At 76.0% G+C, this 19,888-nt stretch carries 18 protein-coding genes; 12 read left to right on the forward strand and 6 right to left on the reverse strand.

The features are described 5' to 3' along the window. Positions 1-36: 36 nt before the first annotated feature. On the forward strand, positions 37-2,499 hold the full coding sequence (locus tag ACZ7C5_RS26775) for an HAD-IC family P-type ATPase (protein ID WP_401088732.1): 2,463 nt from the start codon (positions 37-39) through the stop codon (positions 2,497-2,499). A gap of 69 nt (positions 2,500-2,568) precedes the next feature. Further along, on the forward strand, positions 2,569-2,778 hold the full coding sequence (locus ACZ7C5_RS26780; protein WP_401088730.1) for a hypothetical protein: 210 nt from the start codon (positions 2,569-2,571) through the stop codon (positions 2,776-2,778). 24 nt (positions 2,779-2,802) lie between these two features. Here ACZ7C5_RS26780 and ACZ7C5_RS26785 read toward each other — a convergent pair whose 3' ends face one another. Both ACZ7C5_RS26785 and ACZ7C5_RS26790 read right to left on the reverse strand, forming a co-directional pair. After that, a complete protein-coding gene (locus ACZ7C5_RS26785) occupies positions 2,803-6,099 on the reverse strand; it encodes a sacsin N-terminal ATP-binding-like domain-containing protein (RefSeq protein ID WP_470323612.1) in 3,297 nt (1,098 codons plus the stop codon). Positions 6,100-6,351: 252 nt separating this feature from the next. Beyond that, positions 6,352-7,233 (reverse strand): DUF3027 domain-containing protein, encoded by an 882-nt coding sequence (locus tag ACZ7C5_RS26790; protein ID WP_470323641.1) that lies wholly within the window; start codon positions 7,231-7,233, stop codon positions 6,352-6,354. A gap of 552 nt (positions 7,234-7,785) precedes the next feature. On the opposite strand from ACZ7C5_RS26790, the gene ACZ7C5_RS26795 reads away from it, so the two are divergent. The 4 genes from ACZ7C5_RS26795 to ACZ7C5_RS26810 all read left to right on the forward strand — a co-directional run bounded on the left by ACZ7C5_RS26795 (position 7,786) and on the right by ACZ7C5_RS26810 (position 11,393). Further along, positions 7,786-9,138, forward strand: coding sequence for an MFS transporter (locus ACZ7C5_RS26795; RefSeq protein ID WP_470323642.1), 1,353 nt, complete (start codon positions 7,786-7,788; stop codon positions 9,136-9,138). Between the two features lie 72 nt (positions 9,139-9,210). After that, positions 9,211-9,744 (forward strand): hypothetical protein, encoded by a 534-nt coding sequence (locus ACZ7C5_RS26800; protein WP_401088726.1) that lies wholly within the window; start codon positions 9,211-9,213, stop codon positions 9,742-9,744. Between the two features lie 10 nt (positions 9,745-9,754). Then, positions 9,755-10,549 carry a futalosine hydrolase gene (locus tag ACZ7C5_RS26805; RefSeq protein WP_470323613.1) on the forward strand — a complete coding sequence of 265 codons (795 nt, stop codon included), beginning with the start codon at positions 9,755-9,757 and terminating at the stop codon, positions 10,547-10,549. Next, positions 10,542-11,393 carry a 1,4-dihydroxy-6-naphthoate synthase gene (locus ACZ7C5_RS26810; protein ID WP_401088722.1) on the forward strand — a complete coding sequence of 284 codons (852 nt, stop codon included), beginning with the start codon at positions 10,542-10,544 and terminating at the stop codon, positions 11,391-11,393. The genes ACZ7C5_RS26805 and ACZ7C5_RS26810 overlap by 8 nt, the downstream gene beginning before the upstream one ends. A 16-nt stretch (positions 11,394-11,409) precedes the next feature. Here ACZ7C5_RS26810 and ACZ7C5_RS26815 read toward each other — a convergent pair whose 3' ends face one another. Further along, the gene (locus ACZ7C5_RS26815) at positions 11,410-11,793 is read right to left on the reverse strand and encodes a cold-shock protein (RefSeq protein ID WP_188300873.1); all 384 of its coding nucleotides are present in this window, start codon (positions 11,791-11,793) and stop codon (positions 11,410-11,412) included. Between the two features lie 472 nt (positions 11,794-12,265). Here ACZ7C5_RS26815 and ACZ7C5_RS26820 point away from each other — a divergent pair, with 472 nt between their 5' ends. Then, positions 12,266-12,505, forward strand: coding sequence for a hypothetical protein (locus ACZ7C5_RS26820; RefSeq protein ID WP_401088719.1), 240 nt, complete (start codon positions 12,266-12,268; stop codon positions 12,503-12,505). 45 nt (positions 12,506-12,550) lie between these two features. Here ACZ7C5_RS26820 and ACZ7C5_RS26825 read toward each other — a convergent pair whose 3' ends face one another. Further along, a complete protein-coding gene (locus ACZ7C5_RS26825) occupies positions 12,551-13,180 on the reverse strand; it encodes an HAD family hydrolase (protein WP_401088717.1) in 630 nt (209 codons plus the stop codon). Between the two features lie 99 nt (positions 13,181-13,279). Between ACZ7C5_RS26825 and ACZ7C5_RS26830 the strand changes: the two genes are divergently transcribed. From ACZ7C5_RS26830 to ACZ7C5_RS26845, 4 genes are all read left to right on the forward strand, one after another. Then, complete coding sequence (locus tag ACZ7C5_RS26830; protein WP_470323614.1) at positions 13,280-14,323, forward strand: FecCD family ABC transporter permease; 1,044 nt, start codon at positions 13,280-13,282, stop codon at positions 14,321-14,323. Beyond that, positions 14,320-15,378, forward strand: a complete 1,059-nt coding sequence (locus tag ACZ7C5_RS26835) for a FecCD family ABC transporter permease (RefSeq protein WP_470323615.1) — start codon at positions 14,320-14,322, stop codon at positions 15,376-15,378. The genes ACZ7C5_RS26830 and ACZ7C5_RS26835 overlap by 4 nt, the downstream gene beginning before the upstream one ends. Beyond that, the gene (locus tag ACZ7C5_RS26840) at positions 15,378-16,238 is read left to right on the forward strand and encodes an ABC transporter ATP-binding protein (protein WP_188300868.1); all 861 of its coding nucleotides are present in this window, start codon (positions 15,378-15,380) and stop codon (positions 16,236-16,238) included. The genes ACZ7C5_RS26835 and ACZ7C5_RS26840 overlap by 1 nt, the downstream gene beginning before the upstream one ends. Before the next feature lie 124 nt (positions 16,239-16,362). Further along, a complete protein-coding gene (locus ACZ7C5_RS26845; protein ID WP_401088712.1) occupies positions 16,363-17,349 on the forward strand; it encodes an ABC transporter substrate-binding protein in 987 nt (328 codons plus the stop codon). Here ACZ7C5_RS26845 and ACZ7C5_RS26850 read toward each other — a convergent pair. Further along, on the reverse strand, positions 17,346-18,158 hold the full coding sequence (locus tag ACZ7C5_RS26850) for an AraC family transcriptional regulator (protein ID WP_401088710.1): 813 nt from the start codon (positions 18,156-18,158) through the stop codon (positions 17,346-17,348). The genes ACZ7C5_RS26845 and ACZ7C5_RS26850 overlap by 4 nt on opposite strands. Before the next feature lie 66 nt (positions 18,159-18,224). On the opposite strand from ACZ7C5_RS26850, the gene ACZ7C5_RS26855 reads away from it, so the two are divergent. After that, the gene (locus tag ACZ7C5_RS26855; protein WP_401088708.1) at positions 18,225-18,812 is read left to right on the forward strand and encodes a TIGR03086 family metal-binding protein; all 588 of its coding nucleotides are present in this window, start codon (positions 18,225-18,227) and stop codon (positions 18,810-18,812) included. Between the two features lie 83 nt (positions 18,813-18,895). On the opposite strand, the gene ACZ7C5_RS26860 is transcribed toward ACZ7C5_RS26855, so the two are convergent. Further along, positions 18,896-19,771 (reverse strand): LysR family transcriptional regulator, encoded by an 876-nt coding sequence (locus ACZ7C5_RS26860; RefSeq protein ID WP_401088706.1) that lies wholly within the window; start codon positions 19,769-19,771, stop codon positions 18,896-18,898. Positions 19,772-19,888: the final 117 nt, after the last annotated feature.

Raw genomic sequence — 19,888 nt, forward strand, 5'->3', positions numbered from 1 at the left:
ACGCACCGGACATAAGGCACCCGTAGAGTCGGTGCCATGACGCAGCCTGCCCAGCCCGCGGAAGAGCAGCCGGCCGACGGGGACCACCCGGACGGAGCACACCCGCTCGGCCTGCTGCCCGGGCGGCGCGGCGGCCTGACCGCCGCCGAGGTCGCGGAGCGGGTCGCGAAGGGCCAGGTCAACGACGTTCCGGTGCGGTCCAGCCGGTCCACCAGGGAGATCGTCCGGGCCAACGTCTTCACCCGGTTCAACGCGATCATCGGCGTGATGTTCGGGATCATCCTGATCGTCGGTCCGCTCCAGGACGGCCTGTTCGGCCTGGTCATCGTGGCCAACACCGCGATCGGCATCATCCAGGAGCTGCGCGCCAAGAAGACCCTGGACAGCCTGGCCCTGATCGGCGAGGCCCGCCCGCAGGTCCGCCGGGACGGCACCGTCCAGCAGATCGGCGTCTCCGGGATCGTCCTCGACGACACGGTGCTGCTCGGCATCGGCGACAAGGTGATCGTGGACGGCGAGGTCACCGAGGCGGACGGCCTGGAGATCGACGAGTCGCTGCTCACCGGCGAACCCGACCCGGTCCTCAAGCAGCCCGGCGACCAGGTGATGTCCGGCAGCTTCGTGGTGGCGGGCGCCGGCACGTTCACCGCCACCAAGGTCGGCCGCGAGGCCTACGCGGCCCGGCTCGCCGAGGAGGCCAGCAAGTTCACCCTGGTCAAGTCGGAGCTGCGCACCGGCATCGACAGCATCCTGCGGTTCATCACCTACCTGCTGATCCCCACCGCCCTCGGCCTGATCATCAGCCAGCTGGCCGTCGAGGGCAGGGACTGGCGCGAGGCCGTGCGGCGGATGGTGGCCGGCATCGTGCCGATGGTCCCCGAGGGACTGGTGCTGCTGACCTCGGTCGCCTTCGCGATCGGCGTGGTCAGGCTCGGCCGCAAGCAGTGCCTGGTCCAGGAGCTCCCGGCGATCGAGGGCCTGGCCCGGGTGGACACCGTCTGCCTGGACAAGACCGGCACCCTCACCGAGGGCGGCATGGACGTGGTCGACCTGCGGGTGCTCTCGAACGGGGAGCCCGCCGCCGTCGCCCCGGAGACCGTCAAGCACGCGCTGGCCGTGATGGCCGGCGCCGACGCCCGCCCCAACGCGTCCATGCAGGCGGTCATCGACGCGTACGGGCGCGGCGACGCCTCCGACGGTGCTCCGGGACGCGACGGCTGGCGGGTGATCGAGGCGATGCCCTTCTCCTCCGCCCGCAAGTGGAGCGGCGTGCAGCTGCTGGAGCCGCAGGGCGGCGAGGCCAGCTGGCTGCTCGGCGCGCCGGACGTGCTGCTGCCCGCCGGGCACCCCGCGCTGGCCGAGGTGGACGAGCTGGGCGCCCAGGGCCTGCGGGTGCTGCTGCTGGGCCGCACGCCCGTCCCGCTGGACTCCCCCGACCCGGCGGCCGGCCTCACCCCGCTCGCCCTGGTGGTGCTCCAGCAGCGGCTGCGCTCGGACGCCGCCGAGACCCTGCGGTACTTCGAGAGCCAGCGGGTCAGGGCCAAGGTCATCTCCGGCGACGCGGCGGTCTCGGTCGGCGCGGTGGCCGGCCACCTGGGCCTGCCGGGCGCCGACCACCCGCTGGACGCCCGCTCCCTGCCCGCCGACCCGGAGGAGCTCGCCGAGACCGCCGACCGGACCAGCGTCTTCGGCCGGGTCACCCCCCAGCAGAAGCGCCGGCTGGTCGGGGCGCTGCAGTCCCGCGGCCACACCGTGGCGATGACCGGCGACGGCGTCAACGACGTGCTCGCGCTCAAGGACGCCGACATCGGCGTGGCGATGGGCACCGGCTCCGACGCCACCAAGGCGGTCGCCCAGATCGTGCTGCTCAACGACTCCTTCGCCTCGCTGCCCTCGGTGGTGGCCGAGGGCCGCCGGGTGATCGGCAACATCGAGCGGGTCGCCTCACTCTTCCTGGTGAAGACCGTCTACTCCGTCCTGCTGGCGCTGCTGGTGATCTTCACCCACTCGCCGTACCCGTTCCTGCCCCGGCACTCCACCGTGCTGTCCTCGCTGACCATCGGCATCCCGGCCTTCTTCCTCGCGCTCGCCCCCAACAACGAGCGGGCCCGCACCGGCTTCGTGAAGCGGGTGCTGCGGCTGGCGATCCCCGGCGGCGCCATCGCCGGTGTCGGCACCTTCGTCGCCTACACGCTCGCCCGCACCGACCACGCGACCGACCTCAAGGCCGACACCAGCGTGGCCACCCTGACGCTCTTCCTGATCGCCATCTGGGTCCTCGCCATCGTCGCCCGCCCGTACAGCTGGTGGCGCCTGCTGCTGATCGGCACCATGGGCGGCGCCTTCGCGCTGGTCCTGCTGGTCCCGCCGCTGAAGAGGTTCTTCGACCTCTCCCTGGTCGGCTTCCGCGACCCGCTGACGGGCGTCGCCGTCGCGGTGGTCTGCGGCATCGCCCTGGAGGTCGCCTGGCGCGTCATGAAGCGCCGCGGCATGGAGTGACGGGCCAGGACCGCCACTGCGTGACAAGCTCCCGCGCGCACCCGATGATGACCCCGAAGGGGGTGCCGGATGGCGCGCAGGGGCGGGGACTTGGAGGCGTTCATCGCCTTCCTGGGCGGGTTGCCGGCCGTCGGCCTCACCGCCCTGGCGATGGCCGGCCTCGGCATGGCGGTCAGGCCGACGCCCGCGCTGCGGACCGCCGCGCTGGTGACGCTCGGCGCGGTCTGGCCGACCGTCACCGTCACGGTCTACCTGCGGCTGCGGGCGCGCCCCCGCTGAGACCGGGTGCGCGCCCGTCCGGGCTCAGCCCTCGAAGTCGCGGGCGGCCGAGAGCTCGTAGGCGCGGTCCGGCTCGCTGAGGGCGGCCAGCACCTCGAAGCGGCGGTGCCACTGCCCGACCGACCAGGCCAGGCCGGCGGCGAGGCCCTCCGGCGTGGCCGCGTGCAGCAGACCGGGCACCGGCGGGACCTCGAACTCGTCGTCCTCGTCGCCGGCCTCGGCCAGCTCCGGGTCGTACGGCGGCTCCGGGGTGTCCGCCCCGGTGTCCCAGCGCCAGTCCACCGCCGCCTCGCCGCCGTCGGGCCCGACGACCAGCAGGTCCTCGTGCTCCTCGTACGCGACCGGGCAGCCCGGCAGCAGTTCCCGCACCACCGCGGGGACCCGGTGCAGCACGCCCTCGGAGAGCACCCGGCCGCCCGCCACCTCGCTGGCCAGCGACACGTGCAGCCGCTCCGCGAGGTCCGCGGCCAGCGCCGGGGCGACCGGCAGCAGCGGGTACGGGTGCAGCAGCTGGACCAGGTCGGGGGCGTCCGCGACGACCGCCTCGGTGGCGTCCACCACCACCGTGTGGTCCGGCCGCCGACCGGTGGCCGGGTCCAGCGGCGGCAGCGCCCGCACCACGTCCAGCGGCTCGATCCGCCCGGTGTCCACCCGGGCCAGCGCGGTGTGGATGCCGTGCAGCTGGCGGTGGCCGACCTCGGCGGCCGGGTCGGTCATCCGGTCCAGCACCTCGTCCGGGCCGTGCGGCTCGGCGAGCAGCGCGGCCAGCGTGGTGCGCACCCCGAGCGCGTGCAGGAACTGCTCGTCCAGGGTGGTGCGGGCCTCGTCGTACAGGCCGCGCAGCAGCGGGTCGGCCCCGGCGGACCGCAGACCGGCCGGCTCGCGGCCCTCCAGCACCGGGTGGTCGCGCAGCCACCACGCGGTGTACGGCGGCAGGTCGGCGTACGAGCCGTCCGGCAGCAGGGTGCGCACCGGGGTGACCACGGCGTCCCGGTACGGCGGGCGGGCCAGCGCGGCGAGCGCCTCCGGCCAGGCGTCGTCGTCCACCAGGTCGAGGTCGCGCACGGCCAGCAGCTCGGCGGCCACCGGCGGGACGCCGACCGCCTCGTCGGCCTGGAGCGCCTCCAGCACGTCCTCGGCCCACTCGGCGAGCCCGTCCGGCGCCTCGTCCAGCAGGCCGGTGGGGTGGCCGCCGGCCGCGCGGTCGGCCGGGGCGGTGGGGTCGAGCCGCTCCAGGTCGTCCGGGTCGAGCACCACGTCCTCGGCCCGCACCAGCACGAAGTCCGCCGGCACGCCGACGGCGGCGAGCACCTCGGGGCCCCAGCGCTCCAGCAGCTCGTCGTCCACCCAGCCGGCGTCCTCCTCGCGGGCGAGCATGGCGAACGGGCTCCCGGGCAGCACGAGTTCACCCGCCCGGGCGGGCTCGCCCTCGTCGTCGAGCAGCGCCAGCCTGGCCAGCCACGGGTGGGCGCCCGGCTCCGGGGCGGCGGCCTTCACCAGCGCCAGGACGGCGTCGGCGAGTTCCAGCGCGGCGTCCGGGTCGTCCTCGGCCAGCTCGTAGGAGCGGGCGACGGCGGCCCGCACCTCGGGGGTGTCCAGCACCCCGGCCGGGGTGGCGGTGCCGGCGCCGAGCCTGGCCAGCAGCGGGTGGGCCGCCTCGGGGTGGGCCAGGCGCAGGTCGAGCGCGGCGAGCGCGTCCGCGAGCGACTCGGGGTAGCCGGGGAAGGCCGCCCAGTCTGCGTCCTCGGAGGGCAGCAGGACCCGCCGCGGCCCGGTGACCGTCCGCCCGTCGGCGAGCGGTACGGGCAGCGCGCCGAGCGCCTCCGGGTCGGCCGCGCCGAGCGCCGCGTACAGGTTGCGCCACCACGCGGGCTCGCGGTCCAGGCCGCCCAGCTGGTCCACCACCTCGGCCAGCGGCACCCGGCGCACGTTCAGCACCCGCAGCTCGGTACGCCGCTCCAGACCGGCCGGCAGCAGCCCGGGGAAGATCGGCGAGAGCGCCTCGACCACCGAGCCGTCCGCGCCCTCCAGCAGCGTCGCGTCCCGGGGCCGCAGCGCCGGCGTGCCGTCCTCGACCGGCGCCGGGTGCGGCAGGAACGGCGTTTCGGGCAGCCGGGAGAGCACCGCGGCGCGCAGCGCGTTGTCCAGCGCCCCCTGGCCGAGCGGGGTGGGCACGAGGCCGAGCGAGCCGAGGTCTGCGCCGCGGGCGCGCAGCAGCTCGGCGTAGCTGTCGGCGGCCCGCTCGGTGAGGAAGTCGGCCAGCGGCCCCGGGGCGACGTGCCGGCGGGTGGAGTCCAGCGGGTAGGAGGCGATCAGCAGCGCGGGCAGGCCGACCGGCTCGTCGCTCGGCGTGGGCGCGTGCAGCACGGAGGCGATGGCGGGGCGCTGCGGGACGCCGTCGGGGCCGACCGGGACGGCCCAGGTCACCGTCCAGTACGGGCGGGCGCGCTCCTCGGTGGGCCGGTCGGTGAGCAGCTCGGCGTCGAGCCGGCCGGAGGTGCCGGCGGTCTGCCAGACCGTCTGCCGCGGCCGGCCGTCCGCGTCGTCGGTGACGGTGACCTCGGTGACGCCGTCGGGGCGGGTCTCGGCGGCCTCCCTGGTGAGCGTCCGGGTGCCGTCCGGGGTCTCCACCACGACCTCGCGCAGGCCGGGCAGGGTGAGCAGCAGCGCGTCGTCGATCCCGGCCAGCAGACGGCGGGTCAGGTCCTCGGCGGCGGCGTCCCGCAGCGGCAGCACGACCACCGTGTCGTAGCCCGCGGGGGCCGGGCCCTCGGCCGCGAACGGCAGCCGCAGCAGCGGCACGTGGCCGTCCCTGCGGCGCAGTTCGTCGGCCAGCTCGGGCTGCGCCCCGGCCAGCGCCCCGGCCTCGCCGAGCGACCAGCGAACCCCGCCGGTGGCACTCAGCACGGCGGGCTCGTCGGTGACCGCGAGGACGGCGGCGAAGCCGACCCCGAACCGGCCGACGGCGGGCTCCTCGCCGCGCTTGGAGGAGGCGCGCAGGGTGGACAGCGACTCGACGGCGGCCGCGTCCAGCGGGGCGCCGGTGTTGGCGGCGGCGAGCACGCCGTCGGCGAGGGTCAGCCGCAGCCGGCCGGGGCCGTGGCCGGCCCGGACCGCGGCGTCGGCCGCGTTCTGCGCCAACTCCACGACCAGGCGGTCCCGGTAGCCGCCGAGCGCCAGCTCCTCCTCGGCGTTGGCGTCCTCCCGGAACCGGGCCGGCGAGGCGGCCCAGGCGTCCAGCACCCGCCGGCGCAGCGCGGCGCTCCCGAAGGGGTCCGCGGGGTGCTCGTCCGTGCCGCTGCCGATGATCCGAGGTTCCACTGGACCTGCCGCCTTCCGCCGCCCTGTACGTCGTAGGGCATTCTTCCCTGCCCCACCGACTGCTCCCGACCACGGCCCCGCCGCCCGCGGCCCGGGCGGGGCCACAGGGCGGCGCCGCGGGGCGCGCGGCGCCGGGACGGGTCCGGCCGGTCCCGGGCCGGCCCCGGAGCGGCGTGCGCCGCCCTGAGGCGCCCGGAAAGCACCGCGGCCCGCGCCGGTCGGTGACCGGGCGGGCCGCGGAGGCGATCGGGCTCAGGAGTGGCCGAGCTCCTCGGCCGGGGCGTCGGGTTCGACGGAGCCCGAGGTGCGGTCGGCGTGGAGCGGGAGCGGCTCGACCACCAGCTCGTCCAGGATCAGCTCGGACGGCGCCGGCGGGGCCGGGATGACGGCCGCCTCGGAGTGCCCGCCGCAGCCGTACGCGAAGGAGACGATCTGGCCGTCGGCCGGGCCGAACTCGTTGCCGCACACGCCGAAGGCCTGCCCGATCGAGCCGCCGATCGGGACCAGGAAGCCACAGCTCGCGCACGAGGCCGGGGCGGCCTGCGCCATCGGGGTCTGCGGTCCGTGGGCCTTCTCCCAGCGCTCGGCGGCCAGGTGCAGGCCGAGCCGGGAGAGCACCCGGCTGCGGCCCATGCCGAGTTCCTCGGCGACGGCGTCGATCCGGGCACGGGCCGGGGCGGGCTGGACGTGCGGGTCGGTGACGACCAGGTCCTCGTCGTCCGCCAGGGCGACCACGGAGTTCGGCGCGGGTTCGTCCTCGCCGCTCCAGCCGGGCTCCAGCCGCACGTCGTCGGCGTCGGTGGGCAGCAGGTCGCCCGGGCCCATGTCACCGGGGCGCAGCCGCTCGCTCCACGGCACCCACTGGGGGGCGAGGACCGCGTCGGCTCCCGGGAGCAGCACGACCTCGTCCAGGGTGACGTTCTTGGCGCGCGGGGCGCGGGCGACGGTGACCGCCCAGTGCCAGCCCCGGTACGCCGCGTCCAGGCACTCGAAGGTGTGAGTGACGACGCGGTCGGCGTCCGCCTGGACGCCCAGGTGCGGCCCGACGGCCTCCGGCCCGACGGCCTCCTCGGCTGCCTGACGGGCGAGTTTGACGGCCTCGGCACAGAGCCGGTCGGGGGTACGGCTTCGCATCGCAGCACTCACGGCGTCGATTCTCTCCCAGTTCTTCTGTCGCCCACGGCGTGTTGCCTGTTCCGTCGCGGCTCGGTAGTCCCTCGTCCATTCTGCGCGACCGGAAGCCCCCTCGGGTACCGACCGCGCCGCTCGACCGGCCGACCGGCGCTGTGGCGACTCGGAGGGCGGACCTTGGGCAGGCTACCCGCCGCTCGGTGCCCCGGCACAGTCCGGGGCGGACGCGACCCTTCCGGGGCCGCGCCGAGCGGGGCCCGATCCCGCGTCGGCGCGGCGTTTCTGGGGCAGGATGGGCTTGTGGCGGACCACGACCCGTCGCAGCACGCACTGCGCGCCTCGCAGGCCGACGGACCCGACCGGACGGACGCCGTGCCGCGACAGCAGCCTCCGGTCCCCGGCGCGGGCGAACCGCGGCCGGCGGACCGCACCGAGGTGTCCGCCGCCCCGGTGGACCTGCGCAAGCCCGAGGACCCGAGCGGGCCCGAGGACGGCGCGGGCCCGGCCCCGGCGGAACCGGACGAGGGCGAGGTCCCCGAGCCGCGCCGCCCCTTCCTGCTGCGCACCGCCTCCGCGGCCGGCGCCCGCACCGGCAAGGTGGTGCACGGCACCGGCCGCCGGATCCGCCGGGCCACCTCGGCCGAGGGCGCGGGCGAGTCCGGCCTCGCGAAGCTGATCGAGCTGCACGCGCTCAACTCCTTCGGCGACATGCTGATCACCGTCGCGCTGGCCTCCACCATCTTCTTCTCGGTGCCCACCGGCGAGGCCCGCGGCCGGGTCGCGCTCTACCTGATGATCACGATGGCCCCGTTCGCCGTCCTGGCCCCGGTGATCGGCCCGCTGCTGGACCGCCTGCCGCACGGCCGCCGGGCCGCCATGGCGATGGCGATGCTGGCGAGGGCGGTGCTGGCCTGGACGATGGCCGGGGTGATCGTCGGCGGCGGCATCGCGCTCTACCCGGAGGCGCTGGGCGTCCTGGTGGCGTCCAAGGCGTACGGCGTGGTGCGCAGCGTGGTGGTGCCCCGGCTGCTGCCGAGCCGGCTGTCCCTGGTGAAGGCGAACTCCCGGGTCACCCTGGCCGGGCTGCTGGCCACCGGCGTGGCGGCCGGGGTGGGCGGGCTGCTGCACCTGGTCGGCCCCGGCTGGCCGCTGCGCGGCGCCTTCCTGGTGTTCGTGATCGGCACCCTGATGGCCTTCCACCTGCCGCCCGCGGTGGACTCGGCCAAGGGCGAGCAGCGCGCCGTCCTGCACGCCGAGGTGCACGGCGAGGGCTCGCACCTGATCCACCACAGGACGCCGCCGGTCCGGGCCTCGCTGCGCACGGTCGGCCCGTCGGTGATCCTGGCGCTGCGGGCGATGTCGGCGATGAAGTGGCTGGTCGGCTTCCTGGTGATGTTCCTGGCCTTCCTGCTGCGGCAGGAGCCGATCGGCGGCCTGCGGCCGACGGTGGCGCTGGGCGTGGTGGCGCTGGCGGCCGGGACGGGCAACGCGCTGGGCTCGGTGCTCGGCTCCTGGCTGCGCACCCGGGGCCAGGAGCCGACGGTCGCCGTGATGCTGCTGCTGGCGACCGGCGTGACGGCGGCGGCCGCGCTCTGGTACGGCGTGGTAACGGTGGTTCTGGTCGCCGGGGTGGCCGGGATGGCGGCCTCGCTGGGCAAGCTGGCGCTGGACGCGCTGATCCAGCGGGACGTCCCCGAGGCGGTGCGGACCTCGGCGTTCGCCCGTTCGGAGACCCTGATGCAGCTGTCCTGGGTGGCCGGCGGCGCGGTCGGCATCCTGCTGCCGCTGAACGGGCGGCTGGGTCTGTCGATCGCCGCCGGTGTGGTCGGACTGGCGCTGCTGTGGACGATCCACTCGCTCTTCCGGGTGGGTCTGCGGCGCCACTCGACGGCCCCCCGGGTGGCCTGACGGGGCGGGCGGCAACACGCGGTGGCCGACCCCCGCGTCGCGTGATCGGCCGGGCCCGGTAGATTCTGACGCATGAGCCTCAATTCCCGTGCCATCGCCGCCCTCGGCGCCGTCGTCGTGGTCGGCGCCGCCACGGTGGGCACCTCCGTCGCCATCGCCGCCGGCCAGACCGCGCACGTCTCCCACCAGGCCACGCTCACGGTCGGCAACTCCTCGATCGTCGCGGAGCCGCTGTGCTGGAACGCCGGCAGCCCGCTGACCGAGGACATCCAGGAGGAGTGCCAGCGCAAGGCCACCGAGGCCCTCAAGAACGGCACGCTGCCCTCCTCGGACGTCGTGTCGAGCGACCGGGTCGGTGTCGGGGTCTCCCCGAACGTCGCCAAGACCGGCTGGTGGGCCTTCACCAACGGCGGCTCGACCGGCCAGGGCGGGCGCTACAGCCTGTCCTCGTTCGCCCAGGGTTCGACCTGGTCGGGCGCCCAGCAGGCCAACAAGGTGCTGAACGCCAGCGGCAAGACCCTGGTCACCGTGGTCGAGGCCGAGAAGGACTCGGACAACCCGACCGCCGTCTGGTACTTCCAGCTGAACACCAAGGACAACAGCTGACGGTCCCGCGATGACCGCGCACGCCGTCACCGACGGCCGGGGCGAGCGGCCGGGCCCCGCACGGGCCCGGCTGCTCGTCGTCGTCGCGGTGCCCGCCGAGGCCGAGGCGGTGCTGCGCGGCCTGCCCGGCGGGTCCGCCGCGCTGCCGCTGCCCGGCGGCACGCTGCACCGGGCCGCCCGGGCGCCGGTGGACGTGCTGGCCGCCGGGGTCGGCCCGGCCGCCGCCGCTGCCGCCACCGCCACCGCGCTGGCGGCGCACCCGTACGCCCTGGCCGTCTCGGCCGGGATCGCCGGCGGCTTCGCCCCGGTCGCCCCGGTCGGCGCCACCGTGCTGGCCGACGCGATCGTGGCCGCGGACCTCGGTGCGCAGACCCCCGAGGGCTTCGCCGACGTCACCGAACTCGGCTTCGGCACCGTCCGGCACACCCCGCCCCCGGCCGCCGTCGCGCTGGCCGCGCGGGCGCTGGGCGGCCCGGACCTCGCCGTCGGCCCGGTGCTGACCGTCTCCACCGTCACCGGCAGCGCGGAGCGGGCCGCCGCGCTGGCCGCCCGTCACCCGGGGGCCGCCGCCGAGGCGATGGAGGGCTTCGGCGTGGCCGAGGCCGCCGCCCGGTACGGCGTGCCGGCCCTGGAACTGCGCACCGTGTCCAACCCGGTGGGCCCGCGCGACCGGGCCGCCTGGCGGATCGGCGAGGCGCTGGCCGCCCTGGAGCGGGCCTTCGCCGCGCTGCCCGTCCACGAACTGGCCACGGCCCACGAACCGGCCGCCGGCCACGAACCGATCGAGGAGGCCGGCCGTGGCTGAACGGCTGAGCATCGCGTACTCGCCCTGCCCGAACGACACCTTCGTCTTCCATGCCTGGGCGCACGGCCTGGTGCCGGGGGCGGACGCCCCCGAGGTGACCTTCGCCGACATCGACGTCACCAACGGCCTGGCCGAGCGCGGCGAGCTGGACGTGCTGAAGATCAGTTACGGCGCGCTGCCCTGGGTCCTGGACGAGTACGTCCTGCTGCCCTGCGGCGGCGCGCTGGGCCGCGGCTGCGGCCCGCTGGTGCTCACCCTGCCGGGCGTGGACTCCCCCGCCGACCTGGCGGGGAAGACCGTCGCGGTGCCCTCCGAGCGCTCCACCGCCTACCTGCTGTTCCGGCTCTGGGCCGCGAAGGCGGTGCCCGGCGGCTTCGGCGAGATCGTCGTCCTGCCGTTCCACGAGATCATGCCCGCCGTCAGGGACGGCCGGGTGGACGCCGGCCTGGTGATCCACGAGGCCCGCTTCACCTACCGGCAGTACGGACTGCACAGCCTGGCCGACATGGGCGAGGCCTGGGAGCGGGAGACCGGCCTGCCGATCCCGCTGGGCGCGATCGTCGCCAGGCGCTCGCTCGGCGCCGAGCGGCTGCGGGCGATCGGCGACGCGATCCGCGCCTCCGTCCGGCAGGCCTGGGCGGACCCGGCGGCGAGCCGCGGGTACGTGCTGGCGCACGCCCAGGAGATGGACCTGGGCGTGGCCGAGCAGCACATCGGGCTGTACGTCACCGAGTTCACCGAGGACCTCGGCGAGGAGGGCTACGCGGCCGTCCGCGCGCTGCTCACCCGGGCCGCCGCGGAGGGGCTGGTGCCCCCGCTCGACCCGGGTGCGCTCGCGTTCTAGCCGCTCGTCCCCGCGGTCAGACGTCGAACTGGTCGGCCACCGCGCGCAGCAGGCCGGCCAGCTTCTGGCCGGTCGGCTTGGCCGGGTAGCGCCCGCGCTGGAGACCGGGCAGCACCGCGTCCAGCGTGGTGATCAGGTCCTGGACGATCGGCGCCATGTCGTCGGCGCTGCGGCGCTGGGCGGCGGCCACCGAGGGCAGCGCGTCCAGCAGCTGCACGGCCATCGCCTGGTCCCCGCGGTGGCCGGCGACCACGCCGAACTCGACCCGCTGGCCCGGCTTCAGCGACGTGACACCGTCGGGCAGCGCCTTGGTGTGGACGAAGACGTCGCCGCCGTCGTCGCGCGACAGGAAGCCGAAGCCCTTCGTCTCGTTGAACCACTTGACCTGGCCGGTGGGCATCTCGAACAGTCCTCGAATGGGTGTGAGGGATCCCGGCCCTGGCCGGGGATCACTGGGTGGTGGGGAGAAGCGGCCGACCGCGGCTCGGCGCCGGTGGGCGCTCGTGGTCGGCACGCTGTCAGGAGCAGACTAACGGTCCGTCACTGCCTCGTCCGCGTTCCGCGAGGGATACGCGCTCCGAGGCCCGTACGGGGCGGCGGGAACGCGGGATCTCGAGGTCGGGGGCAACCCGGCCGTGGCACGGCCGCGGCGCGGCTCCGCGCGGTCCATCGGCTCACACCCCCGGGTCTGAGGACTCGGGACGCGCCTACAGCGCCCCTCGGCACCCCGTGCATACCCCCGCTCAGCAGGGATCAAAACGTTCAGCTGCCGGAAAACTGCGCAACGTGACCGGCCCGCTCCGGTGGGCACCCCCGGCGGCCGCTCTGCCAGACTGGGGGCAGTTCCGACCGGCCCGTAGGAGTGAGCAGACGTGAACAGCCAGAGCACCGACCCCGGCGACGTGTACGTCAAGGCCGGGGCGATCGTCTTCGGTCTCGGCGCGCTCGCCACCCTGGTCACCTTCGTCCCGCTGTTCCTGCACCTGACGCCGCTGCCGACGGTCGCGTACTGGCTGAGCATGCTGATGCCGGCCGGCTTCCTGGCGGCGCTGACCGGGCTGCTGCTGAACGCGCGGGCCCAGCGCCGCCGGATCGGGCCCGTCGAGTCCTGAGCGCCGCCGGGGGCCAGGGCCGGTACCGCGACGGCGCTTGCGGCGCTAGTGCCCGGCCAGGTGCCGGGCGAGCCAGTCCGGGAAGCCGGTGAGGTCGTCCAGGACGACGTCCGCGCCCGCCGCGCGCAGCTCGTCCGCGCCGTACGGCCCGGTGGCCACGGCGACCGCGACCGCGTCGGCGTGCCGGGCGCCCCTGATGTCGCCGAGGTGGTCGCCGACGTAGACGCTCGCGCCGTGCTCGCGCAGCGCCTCGCCCTTGGTCTCCGCCCACAGGTCGCCGATCACGGCGTCAGCGGCCATCCCGGCGTGCTCCAGGTGGAGGCGGGCGTTCGGCTCGTACTTGCCGGTGATCACCGCGACCCGGCCGCCGTGGGCGCGGACCGCCTCGACGGCGGCGTACGCGCCGGGCAGGGCCACGGTCGGGGCGAAGGCGTGGTCGCGGTAGAGCTCCCGGTAGCGGGTGGCCACCCGTTCCACCTCGGCCTCCGGGAACCAGTTGCGGATCTCGTCCAGCAGCGGCGGGCCGAGCCGGGTGACCGCCAGGTCCGCGTCGATGTGGGTGCCGGTCTCGGCGGAGAGCGCCAGGTAGGTGGCGCGGATACCCGGCCGGGTGTCCAGCAGCGTCATGTCGAGGTCGAAGCCGACGGTCAGCGGAGCAGATGAGGTCGCGGGCATGCCGCCAGGCTACCCAACGGGCGCCGCGGCCCACGAGGCGATTTGCCCCGGCTTCGCGGTGGAACTTAGGTTTGCCTGAGTTGTCTGCGGAGAGGGCCCATGACCGACACCAGCGCACCGCCCGGTGCGCCCCGCGCGCCGTACCGCGCGCCGCGGCGCCGAATACTGTGGCTCGCCGCCGCACTCGCCGTCCTGGCCGCCGCGGTGCTGCTGAGCCTGGCGGTCGGCAGCAGGACCGTCCCGTTCGGCGAGACCCTCGACGCCCTGCTGCACGGCGGCGACACCGCCAACGCCGTGGTGATCCGCGAGCTGCGGGTGCCGCGCACGGTCGTCGGACTGGCCGTCGGCGCGGCGCTCGGCCTGGCCGGGGCCGTCATGCAGGGCCTGACCCGCAACCCGATCGCCGACCCCGGCATCCTCGGCGTCTCGCAGGGCGCGGCGGCCGGCGTGGTGGTCGCCATCTCCGGCTTCGGCGTCTCCACCCTCACCGGGTACGTCTGGTTCGGCTTCGCGGGCGCGGTGATCGCCACCGTGCTGGTGTACGGGCTCGCCGGGCGCGGCCGGGGCGGCGCGACGCCGATCAAGCTGGCGCTGGCCGGCTCGGCGATGTCCGCCTTCATCGCCTCGCTCAACACCCTGGTGCTGACCACGGACGCGGCCACCATGGACCAGTTCCGCTTCTGGCACGTCGGCTCGCTCTCCGGGCGGACCTCCGACGTGGCCTGGCAGCTGCTGCCGTTCCTGGCGGTCGGCACGGTGCTGGTGGTCGCGGTGGCACGCGGACTGGACGCGCTGGCGCTCGGCGACGACACCGCGAAGGGCCTGGGCGCCAAGACCGGCCCGGTCCGGGTGGTCGGCGCGCTCGGCGCGACCGTCCTGACCGGCTCCGCGGTCGCGGCGGCGGGCCCGATCGCCTTCGTCGGCCTCGCCGTCCCGCACGCCGCCCGCGCGGTGGCCGGCGCCGACCACCGCTGGATCCTCGCCTTCTCCGCCGTCCTCGGCCCGGCGCTGCTGCTGCTCGCCGACACCCTCGGCCGGGTCCTGTTCCCGCCGTCCGAGGTCCCGGCGGGCGTGATGACCGCCCTGGTCGGCGTCCCGGTGCTGGTCGCCCTGGTGCGCCGCAGGAAGGTGGTGGCGGCATGAGCGGGCTCACGGCTCCGGTCTCCCTGCGCGGCTACGGCGTCGTCCGGGCCGGGCGGGCGTCCTTCCTGGTGCACCGGCGCTCGGTGGCCGTCGCCGCCGGGCTGCTGGTGGCGCTGGCGGTGACCGTGGTGGCCTCGCTCTGCCTCGGCGAGTCCACCGTGCCGCCGGGCGAGGTGGTCAAGGTGGTGCTCGGGCAGCCGAGCCCGCACGAGCTGGTGGTCGGCGAGTTCCGGCTGCCCCGGGTGGTGGTCGGGCTGCTGGTCGGCCTGGCGCTCGGACTGGCCGGGGCGCTGATCCAGACCGTCGCCCGCAATCCGCTGGCCAGCCCCGACGTGGTCGGCGTGACCTGGGGCGCGACCGCGACCGTGGTCGGCCTGATGGCGTACGGCGTGGTCGGCTCGACCGGCGAGGCCCCGTACGCGGCGGTGGCCGGCGGCCTGGTGGCCGGGCTGCTGGTGTACGCGCTGGCCTGGCGGCGCGGCCTGCACGCGCAGCGCTTCGTGCTGATCGGCATCGGGATCAGCGTCGCGCTCTCCTCGCTGACCTCCGTCTTCCTCACCAAGGGCGACGGCTTCCAGGCCCAGGCCGCCAAGGTCTGGATGACCGGCAGCCTGAACGGCTCCGGCTACGACCAGGCCGGGTGGCTGGCCTGGGTGCTGCTCGCCGCCCTGCCGGTCGCGCTGTGGGCGGCCCGCGCCCAGCGGTCGATCTCCTTCGACGACGCCACCGCCGTCGGCCTCGGCCTGCGCCTGGACCGGATCCGCCTGGGCATGGCGCTGCTGGGCATCGTGCTGGCCTCCTGCGCGGCCGGGGCCGCCGGGCCGGTCGACTTCGTCGCGCTGATGGCCCCGCAGATCGCGCTGCGGCTGGCCCGCTCGGCGCAGGTCCCGCTGTTCTGCTCGGCGCTGACCGGCGCGCTGGTGGTGGTCCTCGCCGACCTGATCGCCCGGCGGCTGCTGGCGCCGACCGAGCTGCCGGTGGGCGTGGTGACCGGCATGGTCGGCGCGCCGTACCTGATGTGGCTGCTGATCCGATCCCGCCGTGGAGGTTCCTGATGTCCGCCCACCCGCCGTCCGGACACCAGCCGTCCGCGCACCCGCCGTCCGGACACCGTCTGGAGGCCAGGGGCCTCACCCTGGCCTACGACGCGCGCACGGTCGTCGAGGACCTGGACGTCACCGTCCCGGACGGACGGGTGACGGTGATCGTCGGCCCGAACGCCTGCGGCAAGTCGACGCTGCTGCGGGCCCTCGGCCGGCTGCTGAAGCCGGTCCGGGGCGCCGTGCTGCTGGACGGCGAGGAGCTGGCGCGGATCCCGACCAAGCGGATCGCCCAGCGGCTCGGCCTGCTGCCGCAGTCGCCGACCGCCCCGGAGGGCATCTCGGTGGCCGACCTGGTCGCGCGCGGCCGCCAGCCGCACCAGAGCTGGTGGCAGCAGTGGTCGCCGGAGGACGAGACGGCGGTCGCCGAGGCGCTGGAGCGCACCTCCACCGCCGAGCTGGCCGAACGGAGCATGGACGAACTCTCCGGCGGCCAGCGCCAGCGCGCCTGGATCGCGATGGCGCTCGCCCAGGGCACCGACATCCTGCTGCTGGACGAGCCGACCACCTACCTGGACATCGCGCACCAGGTCGAGGTGCTGGACCTGGTCCGCCGGCTGAACGTCGAACGCGGCCGGACCGTCGTCGCCGTGCTGCACGACCTCAACCAGGCCGCCCGGTACGCGGACCACCTGGTGGCGATGCGGGACGGCCGGGTGGTGGCGCAGGGCGCGCCCGGGGACGTGGTGACGGCCGAGCTGGTGCGGGAGGTGTTCGGGCTGGACTCGGTGGTGGTGCCCGACCCGGTGACCGGCACCCCGCTGGTCGTGCCGGGCGCCCCGTGGGCGACGAAGGCGGCGGCCGTGGAGGCCTGAGGGGAAGGGGGCGCACTCGGCGGCTCCCGCGCCCGGCCACGCCCGCACTTAACGGCACTTTAGCCTCCATTTCGGACATAATTCGACGGCGCCCCGATCCCGCCTCTCCGCCCGAGGACCGCCGATGCCCCGGATCTCCCGCCGCACCTTCCTCACCGGCCTCGGCGGAGCCGCGCTCGCGGGGACCGCGGGCTGCACCGCCCGGCCGCCGGCCCCGGGGGCCTCGGACGGCCTGGGCACCGGCGCCTCGCCGTCCCCCTCCCCGGTGCCCCCGGTGACGGTGAACGCCGCCACCGGCCCGGTGGTGGTGCCGGGCGCGCCGATGCGGGTGGTCGTGCTGGACACCGACGTGCTCGACTCCGCGCTGACCCTCGGCATCACCCCGGTCGGCGCCGCGCTCCCGGGCCGCGACACCCGCTACCCCGCGTACTGGCCGGACTCCAGGACGGCCGGGATCCGGCTGGTCGGCCCGGCCGGCGCGCCCGACCTGCCGACCGTACGGGCCCTGCGGCCCGACCTGATCCTGTCCAGCCAGACCCGCGACGGCGACCGCTACGAACAGCTGCGGGAGATCGCCCCGACGGTGCTCACCCAGACCACCGGGGCGCCGTGGAAGGCGAACGTCCAGCTGCACGCCCAGGCGCTGAGCCGGGAGGCCGCCGCGGCGGCCTTCGCCGGGTCGTACCAGAAGCACGCCGGGCAGGTGGCCCAGACGCTGGCGGCGGCGAAGCTGTCGGGGCGCAGGGTGAGCCTGGTGCGGTTCGTGGAAGGCGGCGGCATCCGGATGTTCGGCCGGCAGAGCTTCCCCGGGACGGTGCTCGCCGACGCCCAGGTGGGCCGACCGGACGCGCAGAACGTCGACCAGCCGGACGTCGAGGTCCCGCCGGACCAGCTCGCCAGGGTGGACGGCGACCTGCTGCTGTACGCGACGTACGGCGATCCGGACCTGTCGGGTGCCAACGCGACGCTGGCGAGCCCGGGCTGGCGGGCGCTGGGGGCGGTCAAGGGGCACCGGGCGTTCCCGGTGGACGACCAGCTGTGGTTCCAGGGCATCGGGTACACCGGGGCCAACTACCTGCTGGACGAGTTGCAGCGCTTCCTGGGGTTCTAGGGCGTGCGGCTCCCCGCCGGGGCCGCGTAGCGGGCCGGGGAGACACCGGCGGCTGCGGTGAAGTCCCTGGTCAGGTGCGCCTGGTCGGCGTAGCCCAGTTCGGCGGCGAGCGCGGCCAGGTCCAGCCCGCCGTCCGCGCCGGCCCGTTCGGCGGCCTCGTGGAGGCGGGCGCGGCGCAGCACCCACTTCGGGGAGGCGCCGACGTACTCGGCGAACAGGCGCTGGAGGCGGCGGACGGTCAGGCCCAGCTCGGCGGCCAGCGCGTCGACCCGGCAGAGGTCGGGCCTGCCGGTGATCCGGTCCACCACGGCGGCGACCTCGGCGGCGACCGGGTCGGGGGCGGGCAGCCGGGGGCCGAGGAATGCGTCGGCGAGGGCGGCGGGGCTGCCGGGCGCCGCCAGGATCTCCGCGGTGAACCGGTCGGCCCCGGCTCCGAAGTACTCGGCGGCGGGCACCGAGCGGTCGGCCAGCCGGCTCACCGGGTGCCCGGCCAGCGGGCGGAACGCACCGGGGCGGAACCGCACGCCCAGCACGTGCCCCGCGCCCTCCAGCCGGCGGACGAAGAGCGAGCGGTCCACCCCGTACACGCGCGCCCCCGGAGCCTCGAAGACCAGGTGGACGTTGGGGTGGGCGAGCACCTTCTGCTCGTACGGCGGCAGGCCGTGCAGGTCCCAGCGGACCAGCCAGTAGTACTCGACGAACCGCGCCACGGCCGGGTCGGGCGCGAGCCGGTCCACGGTGATCAGCTCGGCCGCCCTGGCCGGGTGGAGCACGCCGCGGCCGAGGTCGGGAGAGTCCGGGGAGTCCATGGCGGCCAGGCTAGCCGTCGCGTTTCTTCAAGACCGGCGGGTGCGGGCCGGTGCAGGATCGACGCCATGAACGCCCACCCGATGCACCCGTTCCTGGCCCGTGCCGCCTCCGCGGCGGCCGGCGTCGCCGCCGCCGTCCCGGCCGGCCGGCCGCTGGACGCACCGACGCCCTGCACGGAGTTCGACACCCGTGCGCTGATCAACCACTGGGTGCTGTACACCTCGCACGGCCTGGAGCACCGGGCCCGGCGGACCGAGCTGCCCGAGGAGCTGGTCTCGCGGGACTTCACCGCCGACGCCGACTGGCGCTCCGCCTACGCGGCCCGGCTGGAGCGCGCGGTCGCGGCCTGGGCCGACCCGGCCGTCTGGGAGGGGGACGTCGACCTCGGCGGCGCCCCGGTACCGGCCGTCGGGATCGCCCGGATGCTGTCCCTGGAGCTGCTGCTGCACGGCTGGGACGTCGCTCTGGCGACCGGCGGGCGGATCGAGGTCGACGAGGAACTCGCCCTGCTGGCCGGGGAGATCGTGGCGGAGAACGCCGAGCTGTACCGGCAGTACGCGGGCTTCGCCGAGTCGGTGGCCCTGCCGGAGGACGCCTCCGCGTGGGACCGCGCGCTGGCCGCCTCGGGGCGCGATCCGCGCTGGAAGGCCTGAGCCCGACCCGGTACGCGGGGCCGGCGGGCAGCGGTCAGCCGTCACCCGCCGCTCGTCACCCGCCGCCCGTCACCCGCCGCCCGTCACCCGGAGCGGAGCGCCGCCCTGAGCCTGGCCCGCAACAGCCGTACGGCCGGGGACTGCTGGTCGAGGCGGGCGACGAGACCGAGCCGGGCGTACGTGGCGGCGTCGGACAGCGGGACGGCCCGCAGCCCGGCGCCCGCCGCGGAGGAGGCGCTGAGGACGGCCACGCCCGCGCCGCGCTCGGCCAGCCGGAGCAGGGCGGCCGGCGAGCTGGCCTCGATGTCCACCCGCGGGTCGAGGCCGAGCCGGCGGCAGGAGTCCCGGTAGGCGGCGCGGATGCCGGTGCCGGAGGAGAGGCAGAGGATCTTCTCGCCCCGCAGGTCGGCGAGCCGCAGCCGGGCCCGGTCGAGCGGGTGCCCGGCGGGCACCACGGCGGCGATCGGCTCGTCGACGGCGACGGTGGCCTCCAGCCCGGCGCAGACCTCGCCCGCGTAGCCGATCAGGGCCAGGTCGAGGGAGCCGGCCAGCACCTGGGCCTGGAGGTCCTCGGACGGCCCCTCGTGCAGGCTGAGTTCGATGCCGGGGTGGCTGCGGCCGAGGTCGGCCACGGTGTCCAGGAAGGGCGGGATCGAGCAGCCCGTGATCATGCCGAGCCGGACCCGGCCGCGGACGGCGTCGGCGAACTCGGCGGCGGCGTGCCGGATCGCGTCGAGGGTGGCCAGGGCGTTCTTCGCCAGCGGGAGGACCGCCTCCCCGGCCGGGGTGAGGCGCACCTGCCGGCCCGCCCGTTCCAGCAGCTGCTGGCCCAACTCGCGCTCCAGCTTGGCCACCTGGGTGCTGATGCCGGACTGGCTGACGTGCAGCCGGGCGGCCGCGGCGGTGAACGTCCCCTCGTCGACCACGGCGGCGAAGTAGCGCAGCTGGTGCATCTCCATGACCGGTGACGATATTCGACCGGGGGCTCCGCCGGCCGGACGGACGGGCCGCGACCGCGACCGCGCGAGGCGGTCACGGCCCGCGGGTGTCACGGCCCACCGGTGTCACGGCCCGGG

It is taken from the genome of Kitasatospora sp. NPDC036993 (assembly GCF_055607525.1).

Bases quoted from the DNA above. Each gene is read 5' to 3' on its own strand.
- ACZ7C5_RS26860 (WP_401088706.1), bottom strand. From the start codon at position 19,771: ATGGAGATGCACCAGCTGCGCTACTTCGCCGCCGTGGTCGACGAGGGG.
- ACZ7C5_RS26790 (WP_470323641.1), bottom strand. From the start codon at position 7,233: ATGCGAAGCCGTACCCCCGACCGGCTCTGTGCCGAGGCCGTCAAACTC.
- ACZ7C5_RS26815 (WP_188300873.1), bottom strand. From the start codon at position 11,793: ATGCCCACCGGCCAGGTCAAGTGGTTCAACGAGACGAAGGGCTTCGGC.
- ACZ7C5_RS26825 (WP_401088717.1), bottom strand. From the start codon at position 13,180: ATGCCCGCGACCTCATCTGCTCCGCTGACCGTCGGCTTCGACCTCGAC.
- ACZ7C5_RS26800 (WP_401088726.1), top strand. From the start codon at position 9,211: ATGAGCCTCAATTCCCGTGCCATCGCCGCCCTCGGCGCCGTCGTCGTG.
- ACZ7C5_RS26835 (WP_470323615.1), top strand. From the start codon at position 14,320: ATGAGCGGGCTCACGGCTCCGGTCTCCCTGCGCGGCTACGGCGTCGTC.
- ACZ7C5_RS26845 (WP_401088712.1), top strand. From the start codon at position 16,363: ATGCCCCGGATCTCCCGCCGCACCTTCCTCACCGGCCTCGGCGGAGCC.
- ACZ7C5_RS26775 (WP_401088732.1), top strand. From the start codon at position 37: ATGACGCAGCCTGCCCAGCCCGCGGAAGAGCAGCCGGCCGACGGGGAC.
- ACZ7C5_RS26805 (WP_470323613.1), top strand. From the start codon at position 9,755: ATGACCGCGCACGCCGTCACCGACGGCCGGGGCGAGCGGCCGGGCCCC.
- ACZ7C5_RS26830 (WP_470323614.1), top strand. From the start codon at position 13,280: ATGACCGACACCAGCGCACCGCCCGGTGCGCCCCGCGCGCCGTACCGC.
- ACZ7C5_RS26855 (WP_401088708.1), top strand. From the start codon at position 18,225: ATGAACGCCCACCCGATGCACCCGTTCCTGGCCCGTGCCGCCTCCGCG.
- ACZ7C5_RS26780 (WP_401088730.1), top strand. From the start codon at position 2,569: ATGGCGCGCAGGGGCGGGGACTTGGAGGCGTTCATCGCCTTCCTGGGC.
- ACZ7C5_RS26840 (WP_188300868.1), top strand. From the start codon at position 15,378: ATGTCCGCCCACCCGCCGTCCGGACACCAGCCGTCCGCGCACCCGCCG.
- ACZ7C5_RS26850 (WP_401088710.1), bottom strand. From the start codon at position 18,158: ATGGACTCCCCGGACTCTCCCGACCTCGGCCGCGGCGTGCTCCACCCG.